We start from the raw sequence: 21,979 nt of genomic DNA, 5'->3' as shown, positions 1-21,979 counted from the left end.
GAACGGCATCCGTGAACCGTGCAAGTCAAAACGTCAGGCCGAAAGCGTAGCCCAAAGGATCCTCATTTCGAGGCATCCGGTTTGGAATCCCTCGCGAAATCCCGGGCCTTGATTCGTTCCGGCGTCAATTTATTGCGCAAGGCGGCCCAACGCGTGTTTCGGTCGCCACCGACGACATGGTCACGACCCGCGAACAGGGCGTCGACGCCAAGTTTAGCGACGAGCTCGGGGTCGTTTTTCCAGGAATTGTCGCCGAATTTGGTCTCTTGCATTCCGGCGGTGTCGTGGAATTCGGTAGCTGTTGCGCCGGGGAGCAGGGCCGTGACCGAGACACCGTATTCCCGCATTTCTTCGCGAAGGCCCTGGGCGAAGCTGTACATGAAGGCGCGGGTCGGCCCGTAGATCGATTCGTACGGGGTCGGCGTCGTGGCCGAGAGTGACGTGGTGATCAAGATTCGCCCTTGCTTCTGCTGCGACATCCGCCGGACCACGCGCTTGGCGAGGATCACCTGGCTCGTCACGTTGAGGTCGAGCATGTGCAGCTCCTCGTCGAGGTCAGTGTCGACGAAGCCGCCGCCGAGGCTCTTGCCGGCGTTGAGCACGGCGGCGTCGAGGCTTGTTCCGAGCTTCTCGAATGCCTCCCACGCGGCATCGAGCTGGGCACGGTCGGTGAGGTCGGCGCGGACCGGAGTCACCGTTGCCTGCGGTAGTTTCGCGGGCAGCTCGAGGATCCGTTCGCTCGCGCCGACGCCGACAATGTCGTACCCGCGGTGGGCGAGCTGTTGGGCGATACGGAAGCCGATCCCGGAGGACGCTCCGGTGACGAGTGCGGTGCGAGTCATGATGTGGTCCTATCTTGAGGTTCTTGGGGTGTCTTCGGTTCGGCAGCTTTCACATCGCCGGTATGGAGATGAATTGCGTCCCTCTACTCATAATCCACATTGTTTCAACGCGATCCCGGCAATGGGAAGGAGGGTGCATTCTAGGTTCGTCTAGCTCCCCATTGGGCTGGCTACGAGAAAATTTAGATAGAAGAGTTATGGTACCATAATCTTGTACCACTCATTTCGACCAGGAAGCTCGCGATATGTCCATCAGTGCAAGCGAAGCCCGTAGGACTCTGTTCCCACTCATAGAACGAGTCAACGATGACCGTGAGGCAGTCGAGATTGTCTCCCGGAACGGTAACGCCGTTCTTATGCCAGCCGATGAGTACGCCGCGTGGAAGGAAACAGCGTACCTATTCCGGTCTCCGGCCAATGCTCGGCGGTTGCTTGACGCCTACGACCGCGCCCGAGCGGGGGATACGCAGGTTCACGAACTCGATCGAGTTGACGAGGATGTTTGAGTGCGGCTGGTTTGGGACGAGGCGGCTTGGGAAGACTATAAACATTGGCAAGTTGCCGACCGGAAGATCTTGAAGCGAATCAACACCCTCATCGACGCTTGCCTCCGCGAGACATTCGCGGGAATCGGTAAGCCCGAACCACTGAAGTACGGAGCGCTAGGTGCTTGGTCCAGGCGCATCACCGACGAGCATCGACTTGTCTATGTGGTGATAGGGAATGATCTTGTGGTCTTGCAAGTTCGCTACCATTACTGACGAGTTAAACCTGTGCAAGGGGAAGTGCCGTGGCTGTCGATCGTCGATACCAACGCTGACCTAGCCGAGCAGTTCTGGAGAAAGCTCGGCTACGAGCCGACCGGTGAAGCGTCGCCGTACAAGACCGGCGGCGTCGAGTCGACGGCCCGAGCCTGGAGCCGCCCGGTCATCGATGAGAATTCTGCGATGTCACGGTGAGCTTCTTCGGGGCCGATCCCTCAACAGGGGGGGGCAGAGCTCCGCGGGCGAGGGCGCGACAAGCCGCCACGGTGCTCAGACCCTCGCGTCCTCAAGCTCCTCCCGAACAATCCGTGCACCAGCGCTCAACGCACTCAGCTTTTCAAAGGCAATATCCCTCGGGAACGGCGCCATGCCGCAGTTGGTGCTCGGGATGAGCTTGTCCGCGTCGACAAAGCGAAGCGCCTTCCGGAGAGTATCGGCGACTTCCCCCGGCGTCTCGATATTTTTGGTGGCCACGTCGATGGCACCCAGCATGACCTTTTTACCGCGAATCAGCTCGATGAGTTCCATCGGAACACGGGAATTCTGACATTCCAGCGAGACGATATCGATCGCCGAGGCTTGTAGGAGCGGAAGGGACTCCTCGTACTGCCGCCATTCAGAACCGAGGGTCGCTTTCCACTCGTTATTGGCCGTGATCCCGTAGCCGTAGCAAATGTGCACGGCGGTTTCGGCGCGAAGCCCCTCGGCGGCCCGTTCGAGGGTGGCAATTCCCCAGTCCTTCATGTCGTCAAAAAAGACGTTGAATGCGGGCTCGTCGAATTGGATGATGTCCACGCCCGCGGCCTCGAGATCCTTGGCTTCCTGGTTGAGAACCTTCGCGAATTCCCAGGCCAATTTCTCGCGGCTCTTGTAGTGGCCGTCGTAGAGGGTGTCGATCATGGTCATCGGCCCGGGCAACGCCCACTTGATCGGCCGGTCGGTCTGCCTACGGAGGAACCTCGCGTCGTCGACGAAGACCGGATGATCGCGGCTGACCTCGCCGACCACGGTCGGCACGCTGGCGTCGTAGCGGTCGCGGATGCGAACCGTCTGACGCTTGTCGAAATCGACCCCTTCGAGATGCTCGATGAAGGTCGTGACGAAGTGCTGTCGGGTCTGCTCGCCATCGCTGACGATGTCGATGCCGCGGCTCGCCTGCTCGTGGACCGCGATCCGCAGGCCATCCCGCTGGCCCTCGGCCAGGGCATCGCCCTCCAGCGCCCAGGGGGACCAGAGGGTTTCCGGACGGGCGAGCCAGGACGGCTTGGGCAGGCTACCGACGGTGGTCGTGGGCAAAAGCGTCTGAGTCAAGAATTCTTCTCCGATGGTCATGCAGCGGGTACGGGGTATTTGGCGGCCCATCGCTCGAGAACGTCTCGGTGTGGGGTGACGAAGAATTCGTCGGTGAACTTGCCTTGTTTCGTGGCGAGCTGGCTACGTTCGACGCGATCGTACGTAATCGGCGTCTCGGAAAAATCGTCTTGTTCCAGCGAGGGCCGGTAGATTTCTCCGGCGCTCACGTTCGCGTTGTAGATCTCCGGGCGGTAAATCCTTTGGAAGGTTTCCATCGTGCTGATGGTGCCGATCAGCTGCAGGTTGGAGTAATCGTTGAGCAGATCGCCGCGGAAATAAAAAGCCAGCGGGGCGACGGCGCCGGGAGGCATGAAGTAGCGAACCCGCAGCCCCATTTTTCCGAAGTATTCGTCGGTCAGGGAATACTCGTCCTGTCGGTATTCGACGCCGAGCACCGGGTGATGATTGCCGGTGCGGTGATAGGTCTTGCTCGTCGACACGCTAATACAGATCACGGGGGAGGCCTGAAAGCGCTCGCGGTAGGCCGGGGAATTCAGAAAGTGCTGAAACAGCTTGCCGTGCAGGTCGCCGAAATCCTCGGGTACGGTGAACTCGGTCGCGGTGCGATTTGCCGCCGGGAGGCGCACGCTGAAATCGAAATCTCGAACGTACGACGAGAAATTATTTCCGACGATCCCGGGGTGCCGCTCACCCGTTACGCGGTCAAGGATCCGGATATCCAGGACTTCGAGCAGCGGGAATTCGCGCTCCTTGCCGCCCGAGGTGAATTCCAATTCCCCGGAAACGATCTCGAGATCCACGACGTAGCGGTCCCCGGCGGGATTATCCCAGTGGGCCAGCTCGTTGAAGCGCCGATTAATCATCGACAACGTCTCGCGGAGATTCTGCTGACGGCGCTCGCCCCGAGCGAGGTTGGCGAAATTTGTGGTGGCCCGCGAACTGTCCGACGGCGAGTAATCCTCGTCGAATCGCGTGGTGGTGATGGTGAACGTGAACTCGGTTGTCATAAGCGCCCAATTCGGTGACTGATCGGCCGGGTTCGGCCTTGCGGAGGTCTGTGAATCCATCCTGAAGGCACCTGGCGGTCATTGGGTAACTTGGGTCAGCTATGGATTCCTATAGCCTGGGGCTATGTCTCCCGGTTCGAAGAACATCACGCTGTCGCAGCTGAACTATTTCATCGAGGTCGCGGCGGAAGGGTCCATCACCGCCGCCGCCGACCTGCTGTATGTCTCGCAACCAACGTTGTCCGCGGCGATGAAGGACCTCGAGTCCAGGACCGGGCGCGCGCTTCTTGTCAGGTCGCCCCGCGGGGTTTCCCTCACGGTCGACGGCGTGGAGTTCCTCGGGTACGCCCGGCAAGTCGTCGAGCAGATGGAGCTCCTCGAGCAGAATTACCTCGGCCGGCCGCCATCGCGGCGCCTCCTCGGAATTTCGGCGCAACACTACTCATTCGTCGTGGATGCCTTCGTGCGGATGGTTAAGGCCAGCGACGCGGCCGAATACGAGTTTTCTCTCCGCGAGACCCGAACGTGGGACATCATCGAAGACGTCCGGACGCTGCGCAGCGAACTCGGAATTTTGTATCGAAGCGATTTCAACCGGAAAGTCATCGATAAACTGTTGCGGGATTCGGGGCTGGTCTTCCATCCCCTCTTTCACGCGGCGCCGCATATCTTCATTTCGCGCAAAAATCCGTTGGCTTCCCGGGAACGCGTATGCCTCACCGACCTGGCCGGCCTTCCGCGGCTGACCTTTGACCAAGGGTCGAATAATTCGTTCTATTTCGCCGAGGAGATTCTCTCCACGTTGTCGAGCACGCAGGAGATTCAGGTCTCGGACCGGGCGACCATTTTCAATCTCATGATCGGACTCGACGGATACACCATTTCCACGGGCATCATCAGCGACGACCTTGACCCAGAAATCATCGCGATACCGCTCGACGTCGACGAGCGCATCGAAATCGGCTGGATCGACCATTCCGGGATGCCGCTCACCGATCAGGCGCAACGCTATCTCGACGAGGTGCGGTCCGTGGTCGACGGTTTCGGCATCGCGTTGCTCGACGAGGCATGACCAACGAACAGCCTCGTGTTCTCGACGGCGCAGGCGGACGCGCCGCCTCACCGTCGCCGCTTCGCGACGGTGGGGCGGCGGTGCGGTTTTACTCGCCGAATTCCTGCAACAACGCGGCGACCGAATCCTTGCCCAGCTGATGGGCCGCCAGTGGGCTATCGCCGGTCAGCAGGTTTCCGTCACGCGTCGTGGTCCCGCTCATCTGCGAGTTGGTGATCACGAATCCATCCCGGGTGAGGGCCTCGCCCAGCGCCCACGGCATGGTACCGGGCAGGTAGCCGATCTCGACGTTCGCGCCGGCATCGATGGTGTCGGGGAAGGCCACGATCTCCCGCCCGGCCAGGGGATTGGTCTCGCGGTCGAGGCTCAGCGTCAGGAGCGCGGCCGGACCGTGGCAGAGGGTAATGATGAGCCGGTTCTCCGCGATGAAGAAATCCAGGGCATCGCGGACGTCACGGCTTTCAGGGATGCCATTCATCGCGCCGTGTCCACCGGGGATGAAGATCGCCGCGTAGTCGTCCAGGCCCTCGGAGATGACGTCGGCCAGCTTGTGGGGTGCCTTGAATTTCTCGCGCGTGGCCTCCCACGTCTCGCCCACGGCCCGATCCTCGCCGGGGTAGGCCCACCATTCAAATTTGCCGACGCCGCCGCCGATCGTCGCGACGTCGATCCCGTAACCGGCCTTCGCCATGTGGTGAAGCGGAAGCAAGGTTTCCACGGGGTGGTTGCCGGTCGAGAAGAACGTCCCGTTCTGCATGGGCATGTATCGTTCCTCGGTCGCGATGACCAGAATTTTCCAGCGATCACCCGGATAGGTTGCATCGGTGCTCAGGCCATCAAAATCCGTGGTCGGCGCCGTGTATTGGCCCAAAGAATACGGGGACGGGAAATAGGCGTTATCCTCGGCCGGATCCCTGGTCGGTTGCCGATCCTCGGTTGATGAATTCGATGCCGTCTCGGACATGATGACCTCCGTAAATTCGTGGCCGGAGAACCGTCTTCTCCGGTGGTTTTGCCATTCCTTACCCTATGCACCGAGCCGATCCGCCAACAGCTCGAAAACCCATTTCCCGGGATATTGTTCTCAGCGCGAACGGCCCCTGAGCGACGATCCGTGACACGATTTAAACAAAGATTTTTGGGAATGTGGTTCGGCGGCGGATCGGTGGAAGAATCTCGTTGCGACCGGACCATAGAATTCATTTTCCCCACGGAAGGCCGACAAGACTCCTCATGGCACGTCACCTCAGCTACGTCACCACCTTGCACATGCCTCCCCAGGACGTCTGGAACCGAGTGGGTCCGGCACTGGACCGCCTAGGTGGACGCGCCAGCACGTTCATCGCCCAGGATGTTCTGAAAAATGACACAGGGTGGAGCGCGGCCTCCTGGGGAGAGGTGATCACGATATCGCTCGAACCAGGCCCGGCGTTCACGACCATGACCATTCGCAGTGAGAACTCCATGGCCACGCAACTTTCGGGTATGGGCCGTCACCGCAAAAACATAGATAAGATCCTCGAGGCCGCGGGGCTGAATCATGACCCCGGAGGTCGGTACGCCAAGGGGTTCTGAGGGCCCTCGCCGTCAGCGGCGGGCCGGCCACCGAATCACTCGGCGGGCGGCGTGCGACGTTGCCGCTTCACATCCGACCGGCGCTTCTTGGCCTGGAGCCGGCGCCGCCGGGAACCGCGGGTGGGCTTGGTGGCACGCCGTGGCGCCTCCGGTTGGATCGCGCGACGCAGAAGGTCGGCGAGGCGCTCGCGTGCGGCGGCCCGGTTGCGCCACTGGGAGCGATGTTCCGCCGCGGCGATGATCAGCAGGCCGCCGGCCAGGCGTGACGACAGGTTGGCCATGACCCGGCGGCGTTGCGTCTCATCCAGCGCGCTGGTCGAGGCGAGGTCAAGGCTCAGTTGGACGCGGGAGTCGGCGGTATTGACGCCCTGACCGCCCGGCCCGGAAGCATGAGAGAACTGCTCGACCAGCTCGTGGGCGGGGATGAGCAATCCCCGCGGGGCGCCGGGGCCGGGCGAAACGTGCAGATCATCCATACCTCGAGTATGCCCGCCCCGGACCCCGGATCGTCACCGCGGGGCCGCCACGGCCCGGGTTACTCCGGCCAATCGTTGCCGCGGATGATCTCGACGAAGTCGTCGCGCTCGAACCCGGGGACAAAATGCTCCAGCACGTCGGCCTTGACGTTTCCGAAGGTGGTCTCCGGCCGGTGCTTGATCCCGTCGGTGAAGGCCTGAAGGATCTGCTCCTTGAAATTGGGACGCGGGTGGACCGCGACGACGGCCTCGCGTTCTTCCGGGCTCACGGCGTCGTACCCGATCCCCAGGACGTCCAGCTCCACTCCACGGGTGACCAAGGCGACGACGGAGCTCATGTGCAACGGAATCTCCGGGGTGGTGTGCAACGCGATGGACTGCCAGACGGTCTCCGCGTCCGCCGCGGAGATGCCGTGGCCGTTCAGGAAGCGGCGGGCCTCGTCGGCGCCGTCGATCTCAAAGCGCTGATCGTCACGGCGGTAGCGTTGCGTCAGCCCGAGGTCGTGGAACATGGCGCCCACGTAAAGCAGCTCCGGATCGGCCTCCAGGCCCTGTTTCTGGCCTCGGAGGGACCCGAAGAGGAAGACCCGGCGGCAGTGGTCGTAGATGAGATCCGAGGCGGCGTCCCGCACCAACTCGGTGGCCTCTCGGGCCAGGTGACTATCCGGAATGGTGATTCCCGCGATGGTTTCGGTCATGTTGTGGTTCCTTTCGTGCGCTGATCTCCGAGGCCCTCGGGGATCGGGTACTGACCACTCTGCCGAATTTCGGCCCTCAAGGCCACGGATTCTTCCGCGCGAGAACGGGAGGTCACGACGCCGCTGGACCGACCTCCGCGACGCCTATCCTCGGGACCGCGCTCCCGCGACACGTTCCTGCGCGAAGGAACGGAACAGCTGCTGTGAGGTCGGGGGAGGTGGTAGCTCCTCCGCATCCGTCTGGAGGGAGGCGAAGGACAGCGCGGCCACCCGCCGCCACGCCTCCGGTGCGCTGCGCCGGGTCGCCTGAACGACCCCGGAGATCGACCAGAGTAAGAGGGCCACGTCCTGGTGGGTGACGTCCGCCCGCAACCGTCCGGTGGCCCTGGCCCGCTCGACCAGGTCGGGCAGGAGCCTGCTGGCCCGCCGCTGTTTTTCGGTGAATTCCGGGACTCCGGGAACGCTCATGGTCAACACATCGGTGAAGGCGCAGTCGCGAGCCTGCATCTCGAAGGCCAACTCGAGAAAGGTCCGGAAGCCGCGCCACCCGTCGGCGTCCTCGAGCCCGGACTCCAACGCCGAGACGTAGGCCTCGAGCTTTTCCTCGAAGACCGCGGCCAGCAACTGCCCGCGCGTCGGGAAGCGCCGCAGGAGGGTCGCGATGCCGACGTTGGCCCTGCGGGCGATCTGGTTCATCGAGGCGGAGGTTCCCGATTCGGCAAACTCCGTGCGGGCGGCGGAGAGGATGGCCTCCCGATTGCGCGCGGCGTCGGCCCTGAGTGGGCGTGAGCCGCCGGTCGTCGAGGTCGTCATGTGTCCACCCTAACAAAGTGAAGCGGGTGCTCCATTTCGGTGCTATGGTCTCTATGTGGAGCGGTTGCTCCACATCGTGCGTGCGCCGCGTCGGCGACAGAAAGGGACCACCATGTTTCACCAGACTCCCCACCCGGATTCCCTACGGCCGCGTTCACAGGACCAGTTGTTGGCGCCCGAGACCCGCATGGGCGCCGTCGAATTGCTCGTCGGCGACCTCGACGCGATGATCCGCTTTTACCACGAGGCGGTTCTCCTCGACGTCCTCGATCACACCGGAAACACCGCCGTCCTGGGGCTCCACGGACGAACCCTCATGATCCTTCGACAGACCAGGGATCTTCCGGCGCCCGCCCGCAACCAGGCCGGTCTCTTCCACACGGCCATCCTGTTCGACACCCCCGCGGAATTGTCCGCCTCGGTCATGTCCATCGCCCAGCGGTTCCCCGGGTCGTTCACGGGCAGTGCCGACCACCTCTATAGCGAGGCCTTCTACTTCGATGACCCCGAGGGAAACGGCGTCGAGCTCTACACGGATCGACCCCGCGAGTCGTGGATTCGCGAGGAGAACGGTCTCTACGCGCTCGCCACGGATCCCCTGGACCCCAACGCGTATCTTCGAGGTCATTTCGACGAATCCGTCACGGCTCCGGCGGGAACCCTGGGCCACGTTCACCTTCAGGTCGGAGATATCCCGACCGCGCGGCGCTTCTACTCCGAGATCCTGGGGTTCGAGGTGACCGGCGAGATTCGCTCGGCCCTGTTCGTCTCCGCCGGGGGATACCACCACCACATGGCCCTCAATACGTTCAACAGCCTGGGTGCGCCGGCTCGGGCGGCCTCGTTGGGCCTGGGCCTGGTCGACATCGATGTGCCCCACGACGACGCGGTGGCCGCCGTCCGGGAACGACTCGCGGATCACCGCATCTCGTCACGCCACGACGGTCGGACGCTCTCCTTCGAGGATCCGTGGAATACCACGATCCGGCTGAAGGTCGCCGAAGACTGAAAAGGGGACGACCAGGCCGATTTTCCCCGCCCGCATCTTCCGGTGAGATGGATCACGTGCCATATTGGGCATACGAATCACGACCACTCAAGGAGAATCCCGTGGCCCCCTCACTGGCAACTTACATTTCCCTCCCCGGCCAGACCGCCGAAGCGATGACTCACTGGCACGAGGTCCTGGGCGGAGAGCTCTCGATTCTTCGCTACGGCGACGTCGACCTGGACGGAATGCCCTTCACGCCCGATCCCGAATCCGTCGCCCACTCCACCCTGACCCTGCCCCACGGCAGCATCGCGGCGGGCGACTCCATGGACGCCCAGAATGAGTACCCGATTCGCGGCACCGCGTATTCGTTGCTCTACACCACGGACACGCCCGAAGAATCGCGGAAATATATCGATGCCTTCGTTGAGGCCGGCGGAACCGTCAATATGCCGTTCGGCAAGGCTCCCTGGGGCGATTGGTACGGCCAGGTCTTCGACCGATACGGCGTCATGTGGTCCTTCTCCTCGGATGGAGAATGACCCGTGCCCATCGCTCTGGAGAATGTGGGCATCGCCGTCGAGAACCTCGACGCGACGGTGGCCTTTTTCACGGACCTCGGTCTGAGCGTCGCGGGAACGGACGAGATCAGCGGCGAATGGGCAGATACGGCGGTGGGCCTGGATGGCAATCACGCCAAGATCGCGCTACTGACCACGCCCGACGGCCAGGGCCGGCTGGAACTCTTCGAATACATCCACCCCGAGGCCGTGCCGACCACTCCGACGTTGCCGCACGAGATTGGGATGCACCGCGTCGCCTTTTCCGTGGACGATATCGACGAGTCGCTGCGGATCGCGGCGCGCCACGGTTGCCATCCCTTGCGTGGAGTCGCTAACTACCAGGACGTCTACAAGCTCGCGTACCTGCGCGGGCCGAGCGGGATCATCGTGATGTTGGCACAAGCCCTATCTGACGATTAACCGCGTCGACTCGACGGTTTCACCACCGGCCCTTGGTGATGGGCGCCTTGTAGATCGCCTTGACGCGCTCGCCATCGAGCCATTCCTCCAAACGGCGAGCCTGCCGGTCGAGGTGGCGCCGAGCGGTGCTTCCGGGATCGCGGCCCAGGACGAGCTCGACCGTGCCCTTCTCGTTCTGGACGTAGGACCCCACGATCCGGCCGTCCCACCAGGCGGTCGTGCCGGGGTTTCCGGCCCAGTCGTAGATGGAGGACGCGAAATCCGCGTCGAGGTAGAACGCGCGGTCCTTCCAACCCAGCGCCGCCGGATCCAGCGCGGGCAGGAGCGCGGCCCACGGGTCGACCGGTTCGGGAGGCTCGAGGTCATCGGGAAGCACCCATCCGGTGCCCTCGCGTTCCAGCCGGACCTCCACCGCGTCGACGTCGGACAGGGCCTTTCGCATCGCCGATTTGGTGGACCCGAACCACCACGCGAGGTCCTGTTCGGTGGCGGGTCCGTGGCCGCGCAGGTATGCGGCCACCAGCTCACGGTAGGACTCCCGTTCCGAGGGGCGGGCGGGCTCGTGTCCCACCCATTCGTCCATGCGGGCCCAACCGAACCGATTGATGCGCCAATGCGAGGCGCCGTGCCCACGCACGATGTCGCCCGCGGCCCCCATCCACGTCACGAGCCGCGGGGCGATGTGGCTCTCGGCTTCGTATTTGGTTCCGGCATTGACCGTCATGGTACCGACGACCTCGGGAACCAACTCGCGTAGCTCGGACTGTTGGTGCTCGCGACCGCCGGCCAGGAAACGCAAGATGGCCTGGCGGGCGGTTTCCAGCCACCCTTCCGGATCCTCGCTGACCCCGGACGCCGAAATCTCGCGGAGCAATCGCTTGTACTGCGTGACGGCAACGCGTGCGGATGGCGCGCCCAGGACGGCCGGGAGGTGCTCGCGAGGGAACGCGAAGAGCGTGCGACGCATCGCGAGCTGCCGGATGAGGGATCGATCCTCGTAGAGGGCCGCGTCGACCTCGTGGCGGTTGATCCCGTCGACGCGCGCGTGGAGCGACAGGTGCGGCGTCGCCGGTTCCGTCGCGTGCAGGGCAAGCACCGCCCGGGCCGCGTCCAGGACCGTGGGAAGGCGATGGTCGGGGGAGATGCCATGCCGGCGAGCGAGCCGGGCCCGACGCTCGGCGTCGTCGATTAACCTCATGGCGCATCCTTCGGTGAGGGCCCACGGGCTGGGCCGAATGGCCCCAGCATAGCCGCGCTTCTCGCGACGGGGGAGGCCCGCGCAGCCGCGCGTTGCCCGGGCCGTCGCGGTCTCGGGCCTTTATGTGCTCACCGAGCTGGACGACGGGGTATCGCCGCGGGATACGCTCATGGGCATGATGACCCGGAGATTTCACACCAAATGGCTCATATGGGGCGTCGGAATTGCGGCGTACCTGCTGGCCCTCATCAACCGAAGTTCTTTCTCTGCGCTCGGCCCGACCGCGCAGGAGCACTTCGGTGCGGAGGCGACCGTTCTCTCCTCCTTCCTGGTCCTCCAACTGGTGGTCTATGCGCTGTGCCAGATTCCCGTCGGCGTGAGCCTGGACCGCTTCGGAACCTCCTGGGTCATCGCGACCGGTCTGCTGCTCATGTCGGTCGCGCAATTCGCCCTATCCACGACCGACCTGATCCCGGTGGCCATCGGCGCGCGCATTCTTCTGGGGGCCGGCGACGCCTGCATCTTCACCTCGGTCGTGCGCCTGGCCGCGGAGTGGTTCACCCGGAAGCAATCCCCGGTCGTCAACCAGATCACCGGCCTGGCGGGTCAGGTCGGTCAGCTCGTGGCCGTGGCACCGCTGGCCGCGGTCATCGGGGCCTTCGGGTGGTTGACGGGATTTGCGAGCCTCGCGGCGATCGGCGTCGTGATCCTGATTCTCGTCGCGCTCATCATGCGTGATGGGCCGGGCGCCGGGACGATCGCGGAGCGGATCACCGGCAAGAACCAGGAGATCGCGACGACCCCGGCACCCGTGGTCGCCGACACGGGACCGATCATCCTCACCGAGGTCCTGCCGGTGGTCGGGCCGGGGTCCAGCGGGGTCATGCCGGCCATCGCGTCTCTGGTCAAGAGGCCCGGCGTGCGCCTGGCGTTCTGGGTGCACTTCTCGACGATGTTTGCGCCCGACAGCTTTTTGCTGCTGTGGGGCACCCCGTTCTTGACGGGCGGTCTCGGGTACACCGACGGTCAGGCGCACCTCGTGCTCGACGCGGCGATCGTCGCCTCGATGGTCGGCGCGCTCGTCTTCGGGCCGATCATCTCGAAGTACTCGGACCACCGCGTGACCCTCGCCCTCGGCGGCGTCCTCACGATGTTCGCTTCGTGGATCGTCCTCATCGCGTGGCCCGGGGCCGCGCCTCTGTGGGTGACGATGATCGTGGGCGTCATCATGGGCGCCGGCATTCCGCTGTCCATGATCGCGTTCGACGTCGTCAGAACCCACGCTCCCAGGCGACAGCGCGGCGTCGCGACCGGTCTCGCCAACATGGGAGGGTTCACCGCGGCCCTCGTCACGGTCCTGATGGTCGGCGTGGTGCTGGACCTCATGGGAGCAGGCACCCCGGATACGTATTCGCTGGGCGGGTTCAAGGCCGCGATGGCGGTTCAGTTCCCGCTGTGGATCATCGGGGTCATCATGATTCTCATCGAGGCTCCCCACGCGCGTCGGTACCTCAGGGACAGGGCCCGTCCGGAAGGATAGGACGCATTCCACGAGGCTTCCGGCCGCCGATCTGGCGAGATCGACGGCCGGAGGCCTTCGCGTTAAAGCTCCGCCTGAGCACCCATGACGGTCGTGCGCGCCGGCGGAAGATGCAGGGCGTGGGTCCTGTTGGCCGAGAACTTCTCGAGGAAACGGAAGAGCCCCTTGCGCCACCGCGGCATGCACCGGTCATCGCCCTTTTCGATGCGGAACACCGAGAGCATGTAGGTGGCCTCCTCGGGATCGAAGCTCAGCTCGTCGCAGCTGCCGGCGGCGAGGCGGAGCGCCTGGGGAACGTCCTGGGAGTCGTTGAAGCCCACGCGGCACAGGATGTGCACGATGCCGTCGCGCGGATCTCCGAGGTCCGAGACCCGGATCCGGTCCTCGGTATCCACGTGCGGGACGCCGACGTTCTTCATGGTGATGATCACGGCGTGCTCGTGCAGCACATGGTTGAACTCCATGTTGTTGCGTAGCGCCAAAGGGGCCGTGGTCGGGTTGCCGTGCGGGTACACCGCCACGCCGGGCACCCGGCGAATGTGGGAAAGGCGGACCCGGTCCACAAAATCTCTGATCGGCCCTTCCATATCGGCCCGTCGTCCCCACATGATCCGCGAGCCCTTGCGCCAGGTGAGCATGATGGTGATCGAGGCGGCTGCGATGATCAGCGGCAACCAGCCTCCCGAGAAGACCTTGACCACGTTGGCGCCGAATAACAACAATTCCAGCCCGCCGACAAAGAACGCGAGGGCCCCGACGCGGACGATCGACCAACCCCAGACGGCGTGCGCCAAGAGCAGGAACAGAGAGAGCTCGAGAAGCAGCGTTCCCGTGACCGACAGGCCGTACGCGGCCGCGAGGCTGCCCGAGGACTGAAAGACCAGGACGAGCGTGAGCACGCCGAGGAACAACAGGATATTGACCGTGGGCATGTAGATCTGACCGCCCTGGTCCTTGGAGGTCTGGACCACGCGCAGGCGCGGCAGAAGGGACAGCCGGGTTGCCTGGCGCGATACCGAGAACGCGCCGGAAATCACCGCTTGGGACGCGATGACGGTCGCGCACGCGGCGAGAACCACGAGCGGAATCTCCGCCCAGGCGGGCGCCAAGTGGAAGAAGGGGTTGTCGATGGTCTGCGGCTCGCGCAGGATCATCGCCCCCTGCCCCAGATAGTTGATGGCCAATGCCGGGAGCACCAGCATGCACCAGGCCAGCATGATCGGTTTCCGGCCGAAGTGGCCCATGTCCGCGTAGAGGGCCTCGACGCCGGTCACGGCGAGGACCACGGCACCCATGGCCACGAACGCGATGAACGGCCGGTCGAGGGCGAAGGCCACCGCGTAGGTTGGGGAGAATGCGCGGAAAATCGAAGGATTCTGCACGATCTGGGGAACGCCGAGCAGGATCAGCACGACGAACCAGGTGACCATGATCGGCCCGAAGGCCTTGCCGATCGAGCCCGTGCCCCAGCGCTGGGCCAGGAACAGCACGGCCAGAATCACCACCGAAATCGGGACGATGTACTCCGCAAAGCCCGGGTCGGCGACCTCGATGCCCTCGATCGCGCTCATGACCGAGATCGCCGGGGTGATGAGTGAGTCCCCGTAGAACAGGGAGGCGCCGATCACGGCCAAAATGATGGCTGCCCCCGCGCGGTTCGATTTCCTGCCGAGGTTATGCCAGATCAGGGACGCGAGCGAGAGGATTCCGCCTTCGCCCTGGTTGTGGGCCTTCATGATGAAACCGATATAGGCCACGGTGACGATCAGGATCAAGCACCACAGGACCATCGAGATCACGCCCAAAACGTCCTGCTCCGTGGGGGCGATCGCCCCGTCGTGGATGCTGAAGACCGTGTGCATCGAGTACAGAGGGCTGGTTCCGATATCGCCGAAGACGACGCCGAGGGCCGCTATCACCATGACCGTCAGGCCCCGAGAACGAGGTCGCGGGGCATCGAGGGGAATGGACATGGTCTCGGATGCGGCTACCGGGGCCGACGAAGAATTCGCCGGCTCGGAGGCGGGCTCCGTGGCCCGATTGTGATTCGAAGAAGAATCATCCGTGGTATTCACGAACGATGATTGTGCCACCACCCCCGGGGCGCGGCAATAGGCAAGATATCGGTTTCGATGTGATGTCTCTGACCACCATTTTTCCTGATCAACGTGGAAAATCCGGGGGACATCAACCCCGGTGCGACCGACGGCGATTCCCCGATACGCTGTGGGAGCCGTCCGTTGCCAGCAGCCAACCCGAGGATGAATCATGCACCAGGACCAGACCGTCCCCCGATCCCGCCTGTTGCCCATGGTCCCTCGACGGCCGGAAGAGCCCGGACGCGTCGCGAGTTCCTTGGAATTATTCTTCGACCTGGTGTTCGTGGTTGCCGTGAGCACGGCCTCGCAAAACCTCCACCATCTGATGGCCGAAGGACATGTTGCCGACGGGCTGTTGCACTACGGGATGGCATTCTTCGGCATCTGGTGGGCGTGGATGAATTTCTCGTGGTTCGCCACCTCTTTCGACACGGACGATTGGCTCTACCGGGTCTTCACGATCGTGCAGATGGCCGGCGTCCTGGTCCTGGCCGCGGGCCTAGAACCGGCCTTCCTCGACAACAACTACGCCGTGTTGGTGATCGGGTACGTCATCATGCGCGTCGCCATGGTGTGCCAGTGGCTGAGGGCCTCGCGCTGCGGTGGACCGGCCGGAAGGTCGGCCAGGATCTACGGGTTAAGCATTCTTCTCGTGCAGATTCTCTGGATCGCCTGGCTACTGATCCCGGTCGGCGGCACGCAACTGGTCGGCTTCGTGATCCTCATGCTCGCGGAGATCTCGGTGCCGGTGATCGCCGAGAAGGCGGGTGGAACGCCGTGGCATCCGCACCACATCACCGAGAGATACAGCTTGTTCACCCTGATCGTCTTGGGCGAATCGTTGACCGCATCGACCAACGCGATCATCGAGTCCCTGCACGGGGACCAGGACTTTGCCGATCTGATCTCCATCGCGGTGCTGGCCCTCGTCGTCACGGCGGGTCTCTGGTGGATCTACTTCTGGCCGGAGCATCACAAGGCCATCACCACCTTTTCCTCCTCGCTGAGGTATGGGTACGGGCACTATTTCGTCTTCGCCGCGGCGGCAGCGTTCTCGGTGGGAATCGAGTTGGAGATCGACCAGCTCGGCGAGGCCCCCGCGCTCCCGGCGGTGGCCGCCTCATACGCCGTGGCGATTCCGGTGGCCGTTTTCCTCCTGGGGGTCTGGGGGACCGCCTACGTCAAACAATCCGACCCCGTGGTCAATACCGCGGTGCCGGTGGCGGCCTGCCTCGTCCTTCTGGATCCGGTGCTTCCCCTGGCGGTTGCCGTGACCGCAGGAGTGATCGTGGCGTTGGTCGTCGTCCTCGTGATCCGACGTCCCGTCGCCGGCTCCCCGGCGCAGGACGAGTCCAACTGAACCACCTGGCGGCCGACGGCCGTCGCCCCTCCCGAGGCGTGACCCACCGGCCGGGGTCGATTCGTCTCGTCCCGCAACACGATCCGCCACATCGGGGAGCTCGAGCGGGTAGATTCGGGAATAACGGAGGCGCCCGAGAAGTTCCTCCACCAAAATGTCCATGACCCTCTGGAGGTAATGTGTCAGTCCCAGCCGAAAGCAACACCAAATTTGCCCAGTACGCCCACCCGGAGCGTCTGGTCAGCACGCAGTGGGTGGACGATCACGCCAAGGACCCCGGCGTCGTCGTGGTCGAGAGCGACGAAGACGTTCTGCTCTACGAAACCGGCCATATTCCCGGAGCGGTCAAGGTGGACTGGCACACCGAACTCAACGACCCCGTGACCCGCGACTACGTGGACGGCGAGGCCTTCGCAGACCTCATGGCCCGAAAGGGCATCAGCCGCGATTCCACGATCGTGGTCTACGGGGATAAGTCCAATTGGTGGGCCGCCTACGCGATGTGGGTCTTCACGCTGTTCGGCCACGAGGACGTCCGCCTCATGGACGGCGGGCGCGCCAAGTGGGTCGAGGAGGAGCGCCCCCTCACGACCGACGTGCCTTCACCCGCCAGGGGAGACTACCCCGTGGTCGAGCGCAACGACGCCCCGATTCGGGCGTACCTGCCCGAGGTCCGCGAGGCCATCGGCCAGGTTCCCCTGATCGATGTCCGGAGCGCCGATGAATACACCGGACGTCGGACCCACATGCCCAATTATCCCGAGGAAGGCGCTCTTCGCGGGGGACACATCCCCACCGCGCATTCCGTCCCGTGGGCACGGGCCGCCAACGAGGACGGCACCTTCAAATCCGCCGACGCCTTGCGCGCCATTTACCAGGACGAACTTGGCCTGAGCCCAGATCAAGACATCATCGCCTACTGCCGCATCGGGGAACGGTCCAGCCACACGTGGTTCGTGCTCGACTACCTGCTCGGCTTTAGCAATGTCCGTAACTACGACGGATCCTGGACCGAGTGGGGCAACGCGGTCCGCGTCCCGATCGTTCAGGGCGAGCAGCCCGGAGAGGTTCCCGCAGCATCATGACCGAAACCACCACGGACCTGCCGGATACCCTGCAGGAGATCGTCGACGACTTCGCCGAGTTGCAGCCCCAAGACCGGCTGCAGCTTCTGCTCGAGTTCAGCAACGGGCTGCCCGAGCTCCCGGCGCGCTTCAAGGACCATCCCGAACTTCTGGAACCGGTTCCGGAGTGCCAGTCGCCGATCTTCCTCGTGACCGAAGTCGAGGAGGACCGCACCGTGCGACTCTTCTTCTCGGCTCCGCCGGAAGCGCCGACGACTCGAGGCTTCGCGGGGATCCTCCAGGAAGGTTTGGACGGGGCCTCGGCCGACGTCGTCGCCGCGGTGCCGGCGGACCTTCCGTTGCGGCTATCCCTCACGCAAGCGGTCAGCCCCCTGAGGCTGAACGGCATGAGTGGCATGCTGGCACGGATCCAGCGCCAGGTCGCCGAGAAAACACAGTAGATTTCACCCACCCACACCCATCATCGCGACTCGAGGAGTACCCCCATGGCTGAAGTGACATTCCAAGGAAACCCGACCCAGACCTCCGGATCCCTGCCCGAACCGGGCACGACGCCCCCGGCCTTCACCCTCGCCGGAACCGACCTCGGCGAGGTCACGGAGAACGATTTCCGCGGCAAGACCGTGATCCTCAATATCTTCCCGTCCGTGGACACCGGCGTGTGCGCGGCGAGCGTCCGGAAGTTCAACCAGGAGGCAGCCCAGCTCGATAACGCCGCGGTGGTGTGCGTGTCCAACGATCTCCCGTTCGCGCTGGGCCGTTTCTGCGGGGCCGAGGGCATCGACAACGTCGTGACAGCATCCGGCTTCCGCTCGACCTTCGGCGACGACTACGGCGTCCGGATCACCGACGGCCCCATGGAAGGCCTGCTCGCTCGCTCCGTCGTCGTGATCAGCCCCAAGGGCGAAGTCGCTTACAAGGAGCTCGTCCCCGAGATCGGCCAGGAGCCCAATTACGACGCCGCGCTCTCGGCCGCCACGGCCTAATCCAGGCAGACCACCGAGAAGGAACCCGTCGGGGGAGAGCACACGGCTCGCCCCGGCGGGTTTCTTTGTGTCCGCGGCCCGTCGGACGGCGGGAAATCAACGGTCGCGGGCCCGTGCTGCCGGTCGCGCCGGACCGTGACATTCCCGCTGATCAACGGCCGATGAGGCGGGCCTCGGTGGTAGCCTGAACTGAATTTAGGCGCTCAACCCAACGGGAGAACCGTGTCCACACGAACCAAGCCGCAGGCCTTGACCGACGAAGGGCTTAAGCGGGGCCTCCGCAACCGGCATATGCAGATGATCGCCATCGGGGGTGCGATCGGCACCGGATTATTCGTCGCCTCGGGCGGCACGATCGCCAACGCCGGACCGGGCGGGGCGCTCGCGGCGTACGTCGTCATCGGGATCATGGTGCTGTTGCTGATGCAGTCCCTGGGCGAGATGGCCGCGCACCTGCCGGTCGCCGGTTCGTTCCAGACCTATGCAACGCGATTCGTCAGCCCCTCGTTCGGATTCGCGATGGGCTGGAACTACTGGTTCAACTGGGCCATCACCGTGGCCGCGGAATTGGTGGCCGCCGGCTTGATCATGTCCTTCTGGCTGCCCGACGTGCCGGGGTGGATCTGGGCGGCCGTCTTCCTCATCCTTCTGACGGGGCTCAACGCCCTATCGGCGCGAGCCTACGGGGAGGGGGAATTCTGGCTCGCCGCGATCAAGGTCGCGGCGGTCATCCTGTTCCTGGTCGCGGGCATCCTGATGATCGTAGGCGTTTTCGGTGGCCACTCGCCGGGAACGTCCAATTGGACGACCGGCGATGCCCCCTTCAACGGGGGTTTTCTGTCCATCATCTCGGTGTTCATGATTGCCGGCTTTTCGTTCCAGGGGACCGAGATGATCGGTGTCGCCGCGGGTGAGGCCGAGAACCCCCGCCGCGACGTGCCCAAGGCGCTTCGCTCCGTCTTCTGGCGGATCATGCTGTTCTACATCGGGGCCATCGCCGTGATCGGGTTCCTCATCCCGTATACGGATCCCAATCTCCTGCGAAATAACGAATCGGACATCGCGTTCTCTCCCTTCACGCTCGTCTTCGAGCGCGCGGGCATCGCTTTCGCGGCCTCGCTCATGAACGCCGTGATCCTCACGGCGATCCTTTCGGCGGGAAACTCCGGCCTGTACGCCTCGACGCGCATGTTGCTTTCCCTGGCGCTCGAGGGCAAGGCCCCCAGGATCTTCGCCAGGGTCAACAAGCGGGGTATCCCGATGCCGGCGCTGCTGGCGACGGCCTGCGTCGGTTTGGCCGGCTTCATCACGGCCATCGTGGGGCAGGGCGCCGGGTACACCTGGCTGGTGAATATTTCGGGGCTCTCGGGGTTCATCGTGTGGGTCGGCATCGCGGTGTGCCACTACAGATTCCGGCGCGCTTACGTGGCACAGGGATACGATCTCAAGGACCTGCCGTATCGGGCCCCGCTGTTCCCTCTGGGGCCGATCATCGCGTTTGTTTTGTGCATCATCGTGATTCTGGGACAAAACTACGAGGCGGTGTTTAAGGGGCAACTCGTCGAGGTGCTGACCTCCTACATCGGTCTGCCGGTCTTCCTGCTCGTCTGGCTCGGACACAAGGTCATCACGCGCTCCAGGACGGTCCCCCTGATGGAGGCCGACGTGCAGTCCCTGAGCCCTTCTCAGGCCCCTGAGACCGCGACGCGGGACTGACCGCGACGCCTCCCGCACGATCCCGCCCGTCGGCCCCCCCGACGGGCGGGATTTTTTATTAAATGTATACGCGCAGGGGCAGCGCCCTCAGCGAGGATGCGCAGCCGAGCGACTCATTGAGCTATGCGTCGCGTGTGACTCGCATGAAAACGGCGAGAGAAATGGCTGAAAATTGCAAGAAACTTCTGATCCAGGGCCAGGGTTCGTGAGCGGCGCTCACCGGAATGGCCGCGCGATGGCTGGGATCTGAACGAGTCGTGACGATGGATCAAAATTAATACATTTGTGGTTACGCCGACAGGATAAACTCGTACCGTTGACCGATGGTTCCCGGGGCGATAAGTTGGCTATATAAATCGAAACCGTTTGGTTTCGTAATTAGATTGTGAACTAATGTGGATCGACAATCAGGAAGTAGGACCATGACTAATAATCAGAACATTGAGTCCCTGCGTAACAGCACCGTCTACGGCAACAACGGCGACAAGATCGGTAAGGTTGGCGAGATCTATCTCGACGATCAGACCAATGAACCCACCTTCGCGACCGTCAACACCGGATTGTTCGGATCCAAGGAAACCTTCGTCCCGCTGAATAAGGCCAAGGCGACCGACGATGGCATCACGGTTCCTTTCGACAAGGATTTCGTCAAGGACGCGCCGAACATCGACGACGATGGTTCGTTGAGCCCCGAAGAAGAACAGCGCATCTACGAGTACTACTCGCTGGACCGCGGTAACTCTGCTCAGGGCGGCAACGCGGACCAGGGCCGTCACGACGGCGCCGCGGGTACGGCTGCCGCCGGGACCGCCGCCGCGGGCACCGCTGCCGGATCCCCCGGTCGGAGCGACGAGAACGCTCAGGCCGGAAATGGGCGTCACGCCGCTCAGGGTGAGACCGTCGGCACGCAGGCCAGCCCCGGTCAGACCGCGGGAACGAACGCCGACGACCGCCAGGCCGCCGGTGTGCAGGCCAACGGGGGACAGAACGCCGCCGACAACGACGTCGTCGCCCACGAGGAGCGCCTGCGCGCCACGGGTCAGACCGAACGCCGCGAGGCGGGCCAGGTCCGTCTGCGCAAGCACGTGACCACCGACACCGAAACCGTCGAGGTTCCGGTTCGCCACGAGGAAGTCCAGGTCGAGCGCACCAAGCTTGATCCGGATTCGCCCGAGGCCCGTCAGGCCGGTCAGAACGTCGAGTTCGGCAACGATGAGGACGTCACCGTCACCGCTTACGAAGAGCGCCCGGTGGTTTCGACCGAGACCGTGGCGACCGAGCGCGTGTCCCTGAACAAGGAAGCTCGTCAGGAGACCGAGAAGGTCACCGGCGAGGTCCGCAAGGAAGAGATCGAGATCGACGAAGACGGCAACCGCCGCTAAGTCGATGTCGGCCTCGTGAAGGCCGAACGCCCCGGTCGCCGCGTACGCGGCGACCGGGGCGTTTTTCGTGGGCGGCGC

24 protein-coding genes are annotated in these 21,979 nt (G+C 63.9%); 15 read left to right on the top strand and 9 right to left on the bottom strand.

Annotation, left to right across the window (positions count from 1 at the left end; translation table 11 throughout):
- Positions 1–62: 62 nt before the first annotated feature.
- Positions 63–842 carry an SDR family NAD(P)-dependent oxidoreductase gene (locus CURSPS6_RS06185; RefSeq protein ID WP_030014908.1) on the bottom strand — a complete coding sequence of 260 codons (780 nt, stop codon included), beginning with the start codon at positions 840–842 and terminating at the stop codon, positions 63–65.
- 245 nt (positions 843–1,087) lie between these two features.
- On the opposite strand from CURSPS6_RS06185, the gene CURSPS6_RS06180 reads away from it, so the two are divergent.
- The 3 genes from CURSPS6_RS06180 to CURSPS6_RS12620 are packed head-to-tail and all read left to right on the top strand — an operon-like array spanning position 1,088 to position 1,801.
- Positions 1,088–1,348, top strand: a complete 261-nt coding sequence (locus CURSPS6_RS06180; RefSeq protein WP_030014906.1) for a type II toxin-antitoxin system Phd/YefM family antitoxin — start codon at positions 1,088–1,090, stop codon at positions 1,346–1,348.
- A complete protein-coding gene (locus tag CURSPS6_RS06175) occupies positions 1,349–1,603 on the top strand; it encodes a Txe/YoeB family addiction module toxin (RefSeq protein WP_030014905.1) in 255 nt (84 codons plus the stop codon). It abuts the gene before it with no gap.
- Between the two features lie 24 nt (positions 1,604–1,627).
- Entirely contained in the window at positions 1,628–1,801 is a 174-nt protein-coding gene (locus CURSPS6_RS12620) for a hypothetical protein (protein ID WP_160319774.1), read from the top strand.
- 75 nt (positions 1,802–1,876) lie between these two features.
- On the opposite strand, the gene CURSPS6_RS06165 is transcribed toward CURSPS6_RS12620, so the two are convergent.
- Positions 1,877–2,917, bottom strand: a complete 1,041-nt coding sequence (locus CURSPS6_RS06165) for a methionine synthase (protein WP_235503685.1) — start codon at positions 2,915–2,917, stop codon at positions 1,877–1,879.
- A 17-nt stretch (positions 2,918–2,934) separates the two neighbouring features.
- Positions 2,935–3,927 (bottom strand): putative oxygenase MesX, encoded by a 993-nt coding sequence (locus CURSPS6_RS06160; RefSeq protein WP_030014901.1) that lies wholly within the window; start codon positions 3,925–3,927, stop codon positions 2,935–2,937.
- Positions 3,928–4,051: 124 nt separating this feature from the next.
- On the opposite strand from CURSPS6_RS06160, the gene CURSPS6_RS06155 reads away from it, so the two are divergent.
- A complete protein-coding gene (locus tag CURSPS6_RS06155) occupies positions 4,052–4,999 on the top strand; it encodes a LysR family transcriptional regulator (protein ID WP_030014900.1) in 948 nt (315 codons plus the stop codon).
- Positions 5,000–5,087: 88 nt separating this feature from the next.
- On the opposite strand, the gene hchA is transcribed toward CURSPS6_RS06155, so the two are convergent.
- A complete protein-coding gene (hchA, locus tag CURSPS6_RS06150; RefSeq protein WP_030014898.1) occupies positions 5,088–5,963 on the bottom strand; it encodes a glyoxalase III HchA in 876 nt (291 codons plus the stop codon).
- Between the two features lie 269 nt (positions 5,964–6,232).
- Here hchA and CURSPS6_RS06145 point away from each other — a divergent pair, with 269 nt between their 5' ends.
- On the top strand, positions 6,233–6,574 hold the full coding sequence (locus CURSPS6_RS06145) for a hypothetical protein (protein ID WP_030014897.1): 342 nt from the start codon (positions 6,233–6,235) through the stop codon (positions 6,572–6,574).
- Between the two features lie 35 nt (positions 6,575–6,609).
- On the opposite strand, the gene arfB is transcribed toward CURSPS6_RS06145, so the two are convergent.
- The 3 genes from arfB to CURSPS6_RS06130 all read right to left on the bottom strand — a co-directional run bounded on the left by arfB (position 6,610) and on the right by CURSPS6_RS06130 (position 8,561).
- A complete protein-coding gene (gene arfB, locus CURSPS6_RS06140) occupies positions 6,610–7,050 on the bottom strand; it encodes an alternative ribosome rescue aminoacyl-tRNA hydrolase ArfB (RefSeq protein ID WP_030014896.1) in 441 nt (146 codons plus the stop codon).
- A gap of 59 nt (positions 7,051–7,109) precedes the next feature.
- Positions 7,110–7,748: an HD domain-containing protein gene (locus CURSPS6_RS06135; protein WP_030014894.1), complete on the bottom strand. Its 639-nt coding sequence runs from the start codon at positions 7,746–7,748 to the stop codon at positions 7,110–7,112.
- Positions 7,749–7,892: 144 nt separating this feature from the next.
- The gene (locus tag CURSPS6_RS06130) at positions 7,893–8,561 is read right to left on the bottom strand and encodes a TetR/AcrR family transcriptional regulator (RefSeq protein ID WP_035810251.1); all 669 of its coding nucleotides are present in this window, start codon (positions 8,559–8,561) and stop codon (positions 7,893–7,895) included.
- 112 nt (positions 8,562–8,673) lie between these two features.
- On the opposite strand from CURSPS6_RS06130, the gene CURSPS6_RS06125 reads away from it, so the two are divergent.
- The 3 genes from CURSPS6_RS06125 (at position 8,674) to CURSPS6_RS06115 (ending at position 10,535) form a co-directional block, all read left to right on the top strand.
- The gene (locus CURSPS6_RS06125) at positions 8,674–9,570 is read left to right on the top strand and encodes a VOC family protein (protein ID WP_030014892.1); all 897 of its coding nucleotides are present in this window, start codon (positions 8,674–8,676) and stop codon (positions 9,568–9,570) included.
- A 101-nt stretch (positions 9,571–9,671) separates the two neighbouring features.
- Positions 9,672–10,094: a VOC family protein gene (locus tag CURSPS6_RS06120; protein WP_030014890.1), complete on the top strand. Its 423-nt coding sequence runs from the start codon at positions 9,672–9,674 to the stop codon at positions 10,092–10,094.
- A 3-nt stretch (positions 10,095–10,097) separates the two neighbouring features.
- The gene (locus CURSPS6_RS06115; protein ID WP_030014889.1) at positions 10,098–10,535 is read left to right on the top strand and encodes a VOC family protein; all 438 of its coding nucleotides are present in this window, start codon (positions 10,098–10,100) and stop codon (positions 10,533–10,535) included.
- A gap of 19 nt (positions 10,536–10,554) precedes the next feature.
- Here CURSPS6_RS06115 and CURSPS6_RS06110 read toward each other — a convergent pair whose 3' ends face one another.
- A complete protein-coding gene (locus tag CURSPS6_RS06110) occupies positions 10,555–11,733 on the bottom strand; it encodes a winged helix DNA-binding domain-containing protein (RefSeq protein ID WP_030014887.1) in 1,179 nt (392 codons plus the stop codon).
- Between the two features lie 124 nt (positions 11,734–11,857).
- Here CURSPS6_RS06110 and CURSPS6_RS06105 point away from each other — a divergent pair, with 124 nt between their 5' ends.
- The gene (locus tag CURSPS6_RS06105) at positions 11,858–13,273 is read left to right on the top strand and encodes an MFS transporter (protein ID WP_152978068.1); all 1,416 of its coding nucleotides are present in this window, start codon (positions 11,858–11,860) and stop codon (positions 13,271–13,273) included.
- Between the two features lie 62 nt (positions 13,274–13,335).
- Here CURSPS6_RS06105 and CURSPS6_RS06100 read toward each other — a convergent pair whose 3' ends face one another.
- Complete coding sequence (locus tag CURSPS6_RS06100) at positions 13,336–15,348, bottom strand: potassium transporter Kup (protein ID WP_235503684.1); 2,013 nt, start codon at positions 15,346–15,348, stop codon at positions 13,336–13,338.
- A 193-nt stretch (positions 15,349–15,541) separates the two neighbouring features.
- Here CURSPS6_RS06100 and CURSPS6_RS06095 point away from each other — a divergent pair, with 193 nt between their 5' ends.
- The 6 genes from CURSPS6_RS06095 to CURSPS6_RS06070 all read left to right on the top strand — a co-directional run bounded on the left by CURSPS6_RS06095 (position 15,542) and on the right by CURSPS6_RS06070 (position 21,901).
- Complete coding sequence (locus tag CURSPS6_RS06095; protein WP_200910838.1) at positions 15,542–16,732, top strand: low temperature requirement protein A; 1,191 nt, start codon at positions 15,542–15,544, stop codon at positions 16,730–16,732.
- Positions 16,733–16,911: 179 nt separating this feature from the next.
- A complete protein-coding gene (locus CURSPS6_RS06090; protein WP_030014882.1) occupies positions 16,912–17,817 on the top strand; it encodes a sulfurtransferase in 906 nt (301 codons plus the stop codon).
- Positions 17,814–18,257, top strand: coding sequence for a SufE family protein (locus CURSPS6_RS06085; RefSeq protein ID WP_030014880.1), 444 nt, complete (start codon positions 17,814–17,816; stop codon positions 18,255–18,257). Before CURSPS6_RS06090 ends, CURSPS6_RS06085 begins: the two co-directional genes overlap by 4 nt.
- Before the next feature lie 45 nt (positions 18,258–18,302).
- Positions 18,303–18,803, top strand: a complete 501-nt coding sequence (gene tpx / locus CURSPS6_RS06080) for a thiol peroxidase (RefSeq protein WP_030014879.1) — start codon at positions 18,303–18,305, stop codon at positions 18,801–18,803.
- Positions 18,804–19,094: 291 nt separating this feature from the next.
- Positions 19,095–20,519 (top strand): amino acid permease, encoded by a 1,425-nt coding sequence (locus CURSPS6_RS06075; RefSeq protein ID WP_082470352.1) that lies wholly within the window; start codon positions 19,095–19,097, stop codon positions 20,517–20,519.
- A gap of 422 nt (positions 20,520–20,941) precedes the next feature.
- Entirely contained in the window at positions 20,942–21,901 is a 960-nt protein-coding gene (locus tag CURSPS6_RS06070) for a PRC and DUF2382 domain-containing protein (RefSeq protein WP_030014876.1), read from the top strand.
- Positions 21,902–21,979: the final 78 nt, after the last annotated feature.

The organism is Curtobacterium sp. S6 (assembly GCF_000710345.2).
In the GTDB taxonomy this organism is placed as follows: domain Bacteria; phylum Actinomycetota; class Actinomycetes; order Actinomycetales; family Micrococcaceae; genus Rothia.
The sequence above is the reverse complement of the archived record's forward strand: the minus strand, read 5'-3'. Positions and strand labels throughout refer to the sequence as shown.

Coding starts and splice junctions, on each gene's coding strand:
- CURSPS6_RS06185 (WP_030014908.1), bottom strand. CDS start 842: ATGACTCGCACCGCACTCGTCACCGGAGCGTCCTCCGGGATCGGCTTC.
- CURSPS6_RS06180 (WP_030014906.1), top strand. CDS start 1,088: ATGTCCATCAGTGCAAGCGAAGCCCGTAGGACTCTGTTCCCACTCATA.
- CURSPS6_RS06160 (WP_030014901.1), bottom strand. CDS start 3,927: ATGACAACCGAGTTCACGTTCACCATCACCACCACGCGATTCGACGAG.
- CURSPS6_RS06155 (WP_030014900.1), top strand. CDS start 4,052: ATGTCTCCCGGTTCGAAGAACATCACGCTGTCGCAGCTGAACTATTTC.
- hchA (WP_030014898.1), bottom strand. CDS start 5,963: ATGTCCGAGACGGCATCGAATTCATCAACCGAGGATCGGCAACCGACC.
- CURSPS6_RS06145 (WP_030014897.1), top strand. CDS start 6,233: ATGGCACGTCACCTCAGCTACGTCACCACCTTGCACATGCCTCCCCAG.
- arfB (WP_030014896.1), bottom strand. CDS start 7,050: ATGGATGATCTGCACGTTTCGCCCGGCCCCGGCGCCCCGCGGGGATTG.
- CURSPS6_RS06135 (WP_030014894.1), bottom strand. CDS start 7,748: ATGACCGAAACCATCGCGGGAATCACCATTCCGGATAGTCACCTGGCC.
- CURSPS6_RS06130 (WP_035810251.1), bottom strand. CDS start 8,561: ATGACGACCTCGACGACCGGCGGCTCACGCCCACTCAGGGCCGACGCC.
- CURSPS6_RS06125 (WP_030014892.1), top strand. CDS start 8,674: ATGTTTCACCAGACTCCCCACCCGGATTCCCTACGGCCGCGTTCACAG.
- CURSPS6_RS06110 (WP_030014887.1), bottom strand. CDS start 11,733: ATGAGGTTAATCGACGACGCCGAGCGTCGGGCCCGGCTCGCTCGCCGG.
- CURSPS6_RS06095 (WP_200910838.1), top strand. CDS start 15,542: ATGCACCAGGACCAGACCGTCCCCCGATCCCGCCTGTTGCCCATGGTC.
- CURSPS6_RS06085 (WP_030014880.1), top strand. CDS start 17,814: ATGACCGAAACCACCACGGACCTGCCGGATACCCTGCAGGAGATCGTC.
- tpx (WP_030014879.1), top strand. CDS start 18,303: ATGGCTGAAGTGACATTCCAAGGAAACCCGACCCAGACCTCCGGATCC.
- CURSPS6_RS06075 (WP_082470352.1), top strand. CDS start 19,095: ATGCAGATGATCGCCATCGGGGGTGCGATCGGCACCGGATTATTCGTC.
- CURSPS6_RS06070 (WP_030014876.1), top strand. CDS start 20,942: ATGACTAATAATCAGAACATTGAGTCCCTGCGTAACAGCACCGTCTAC.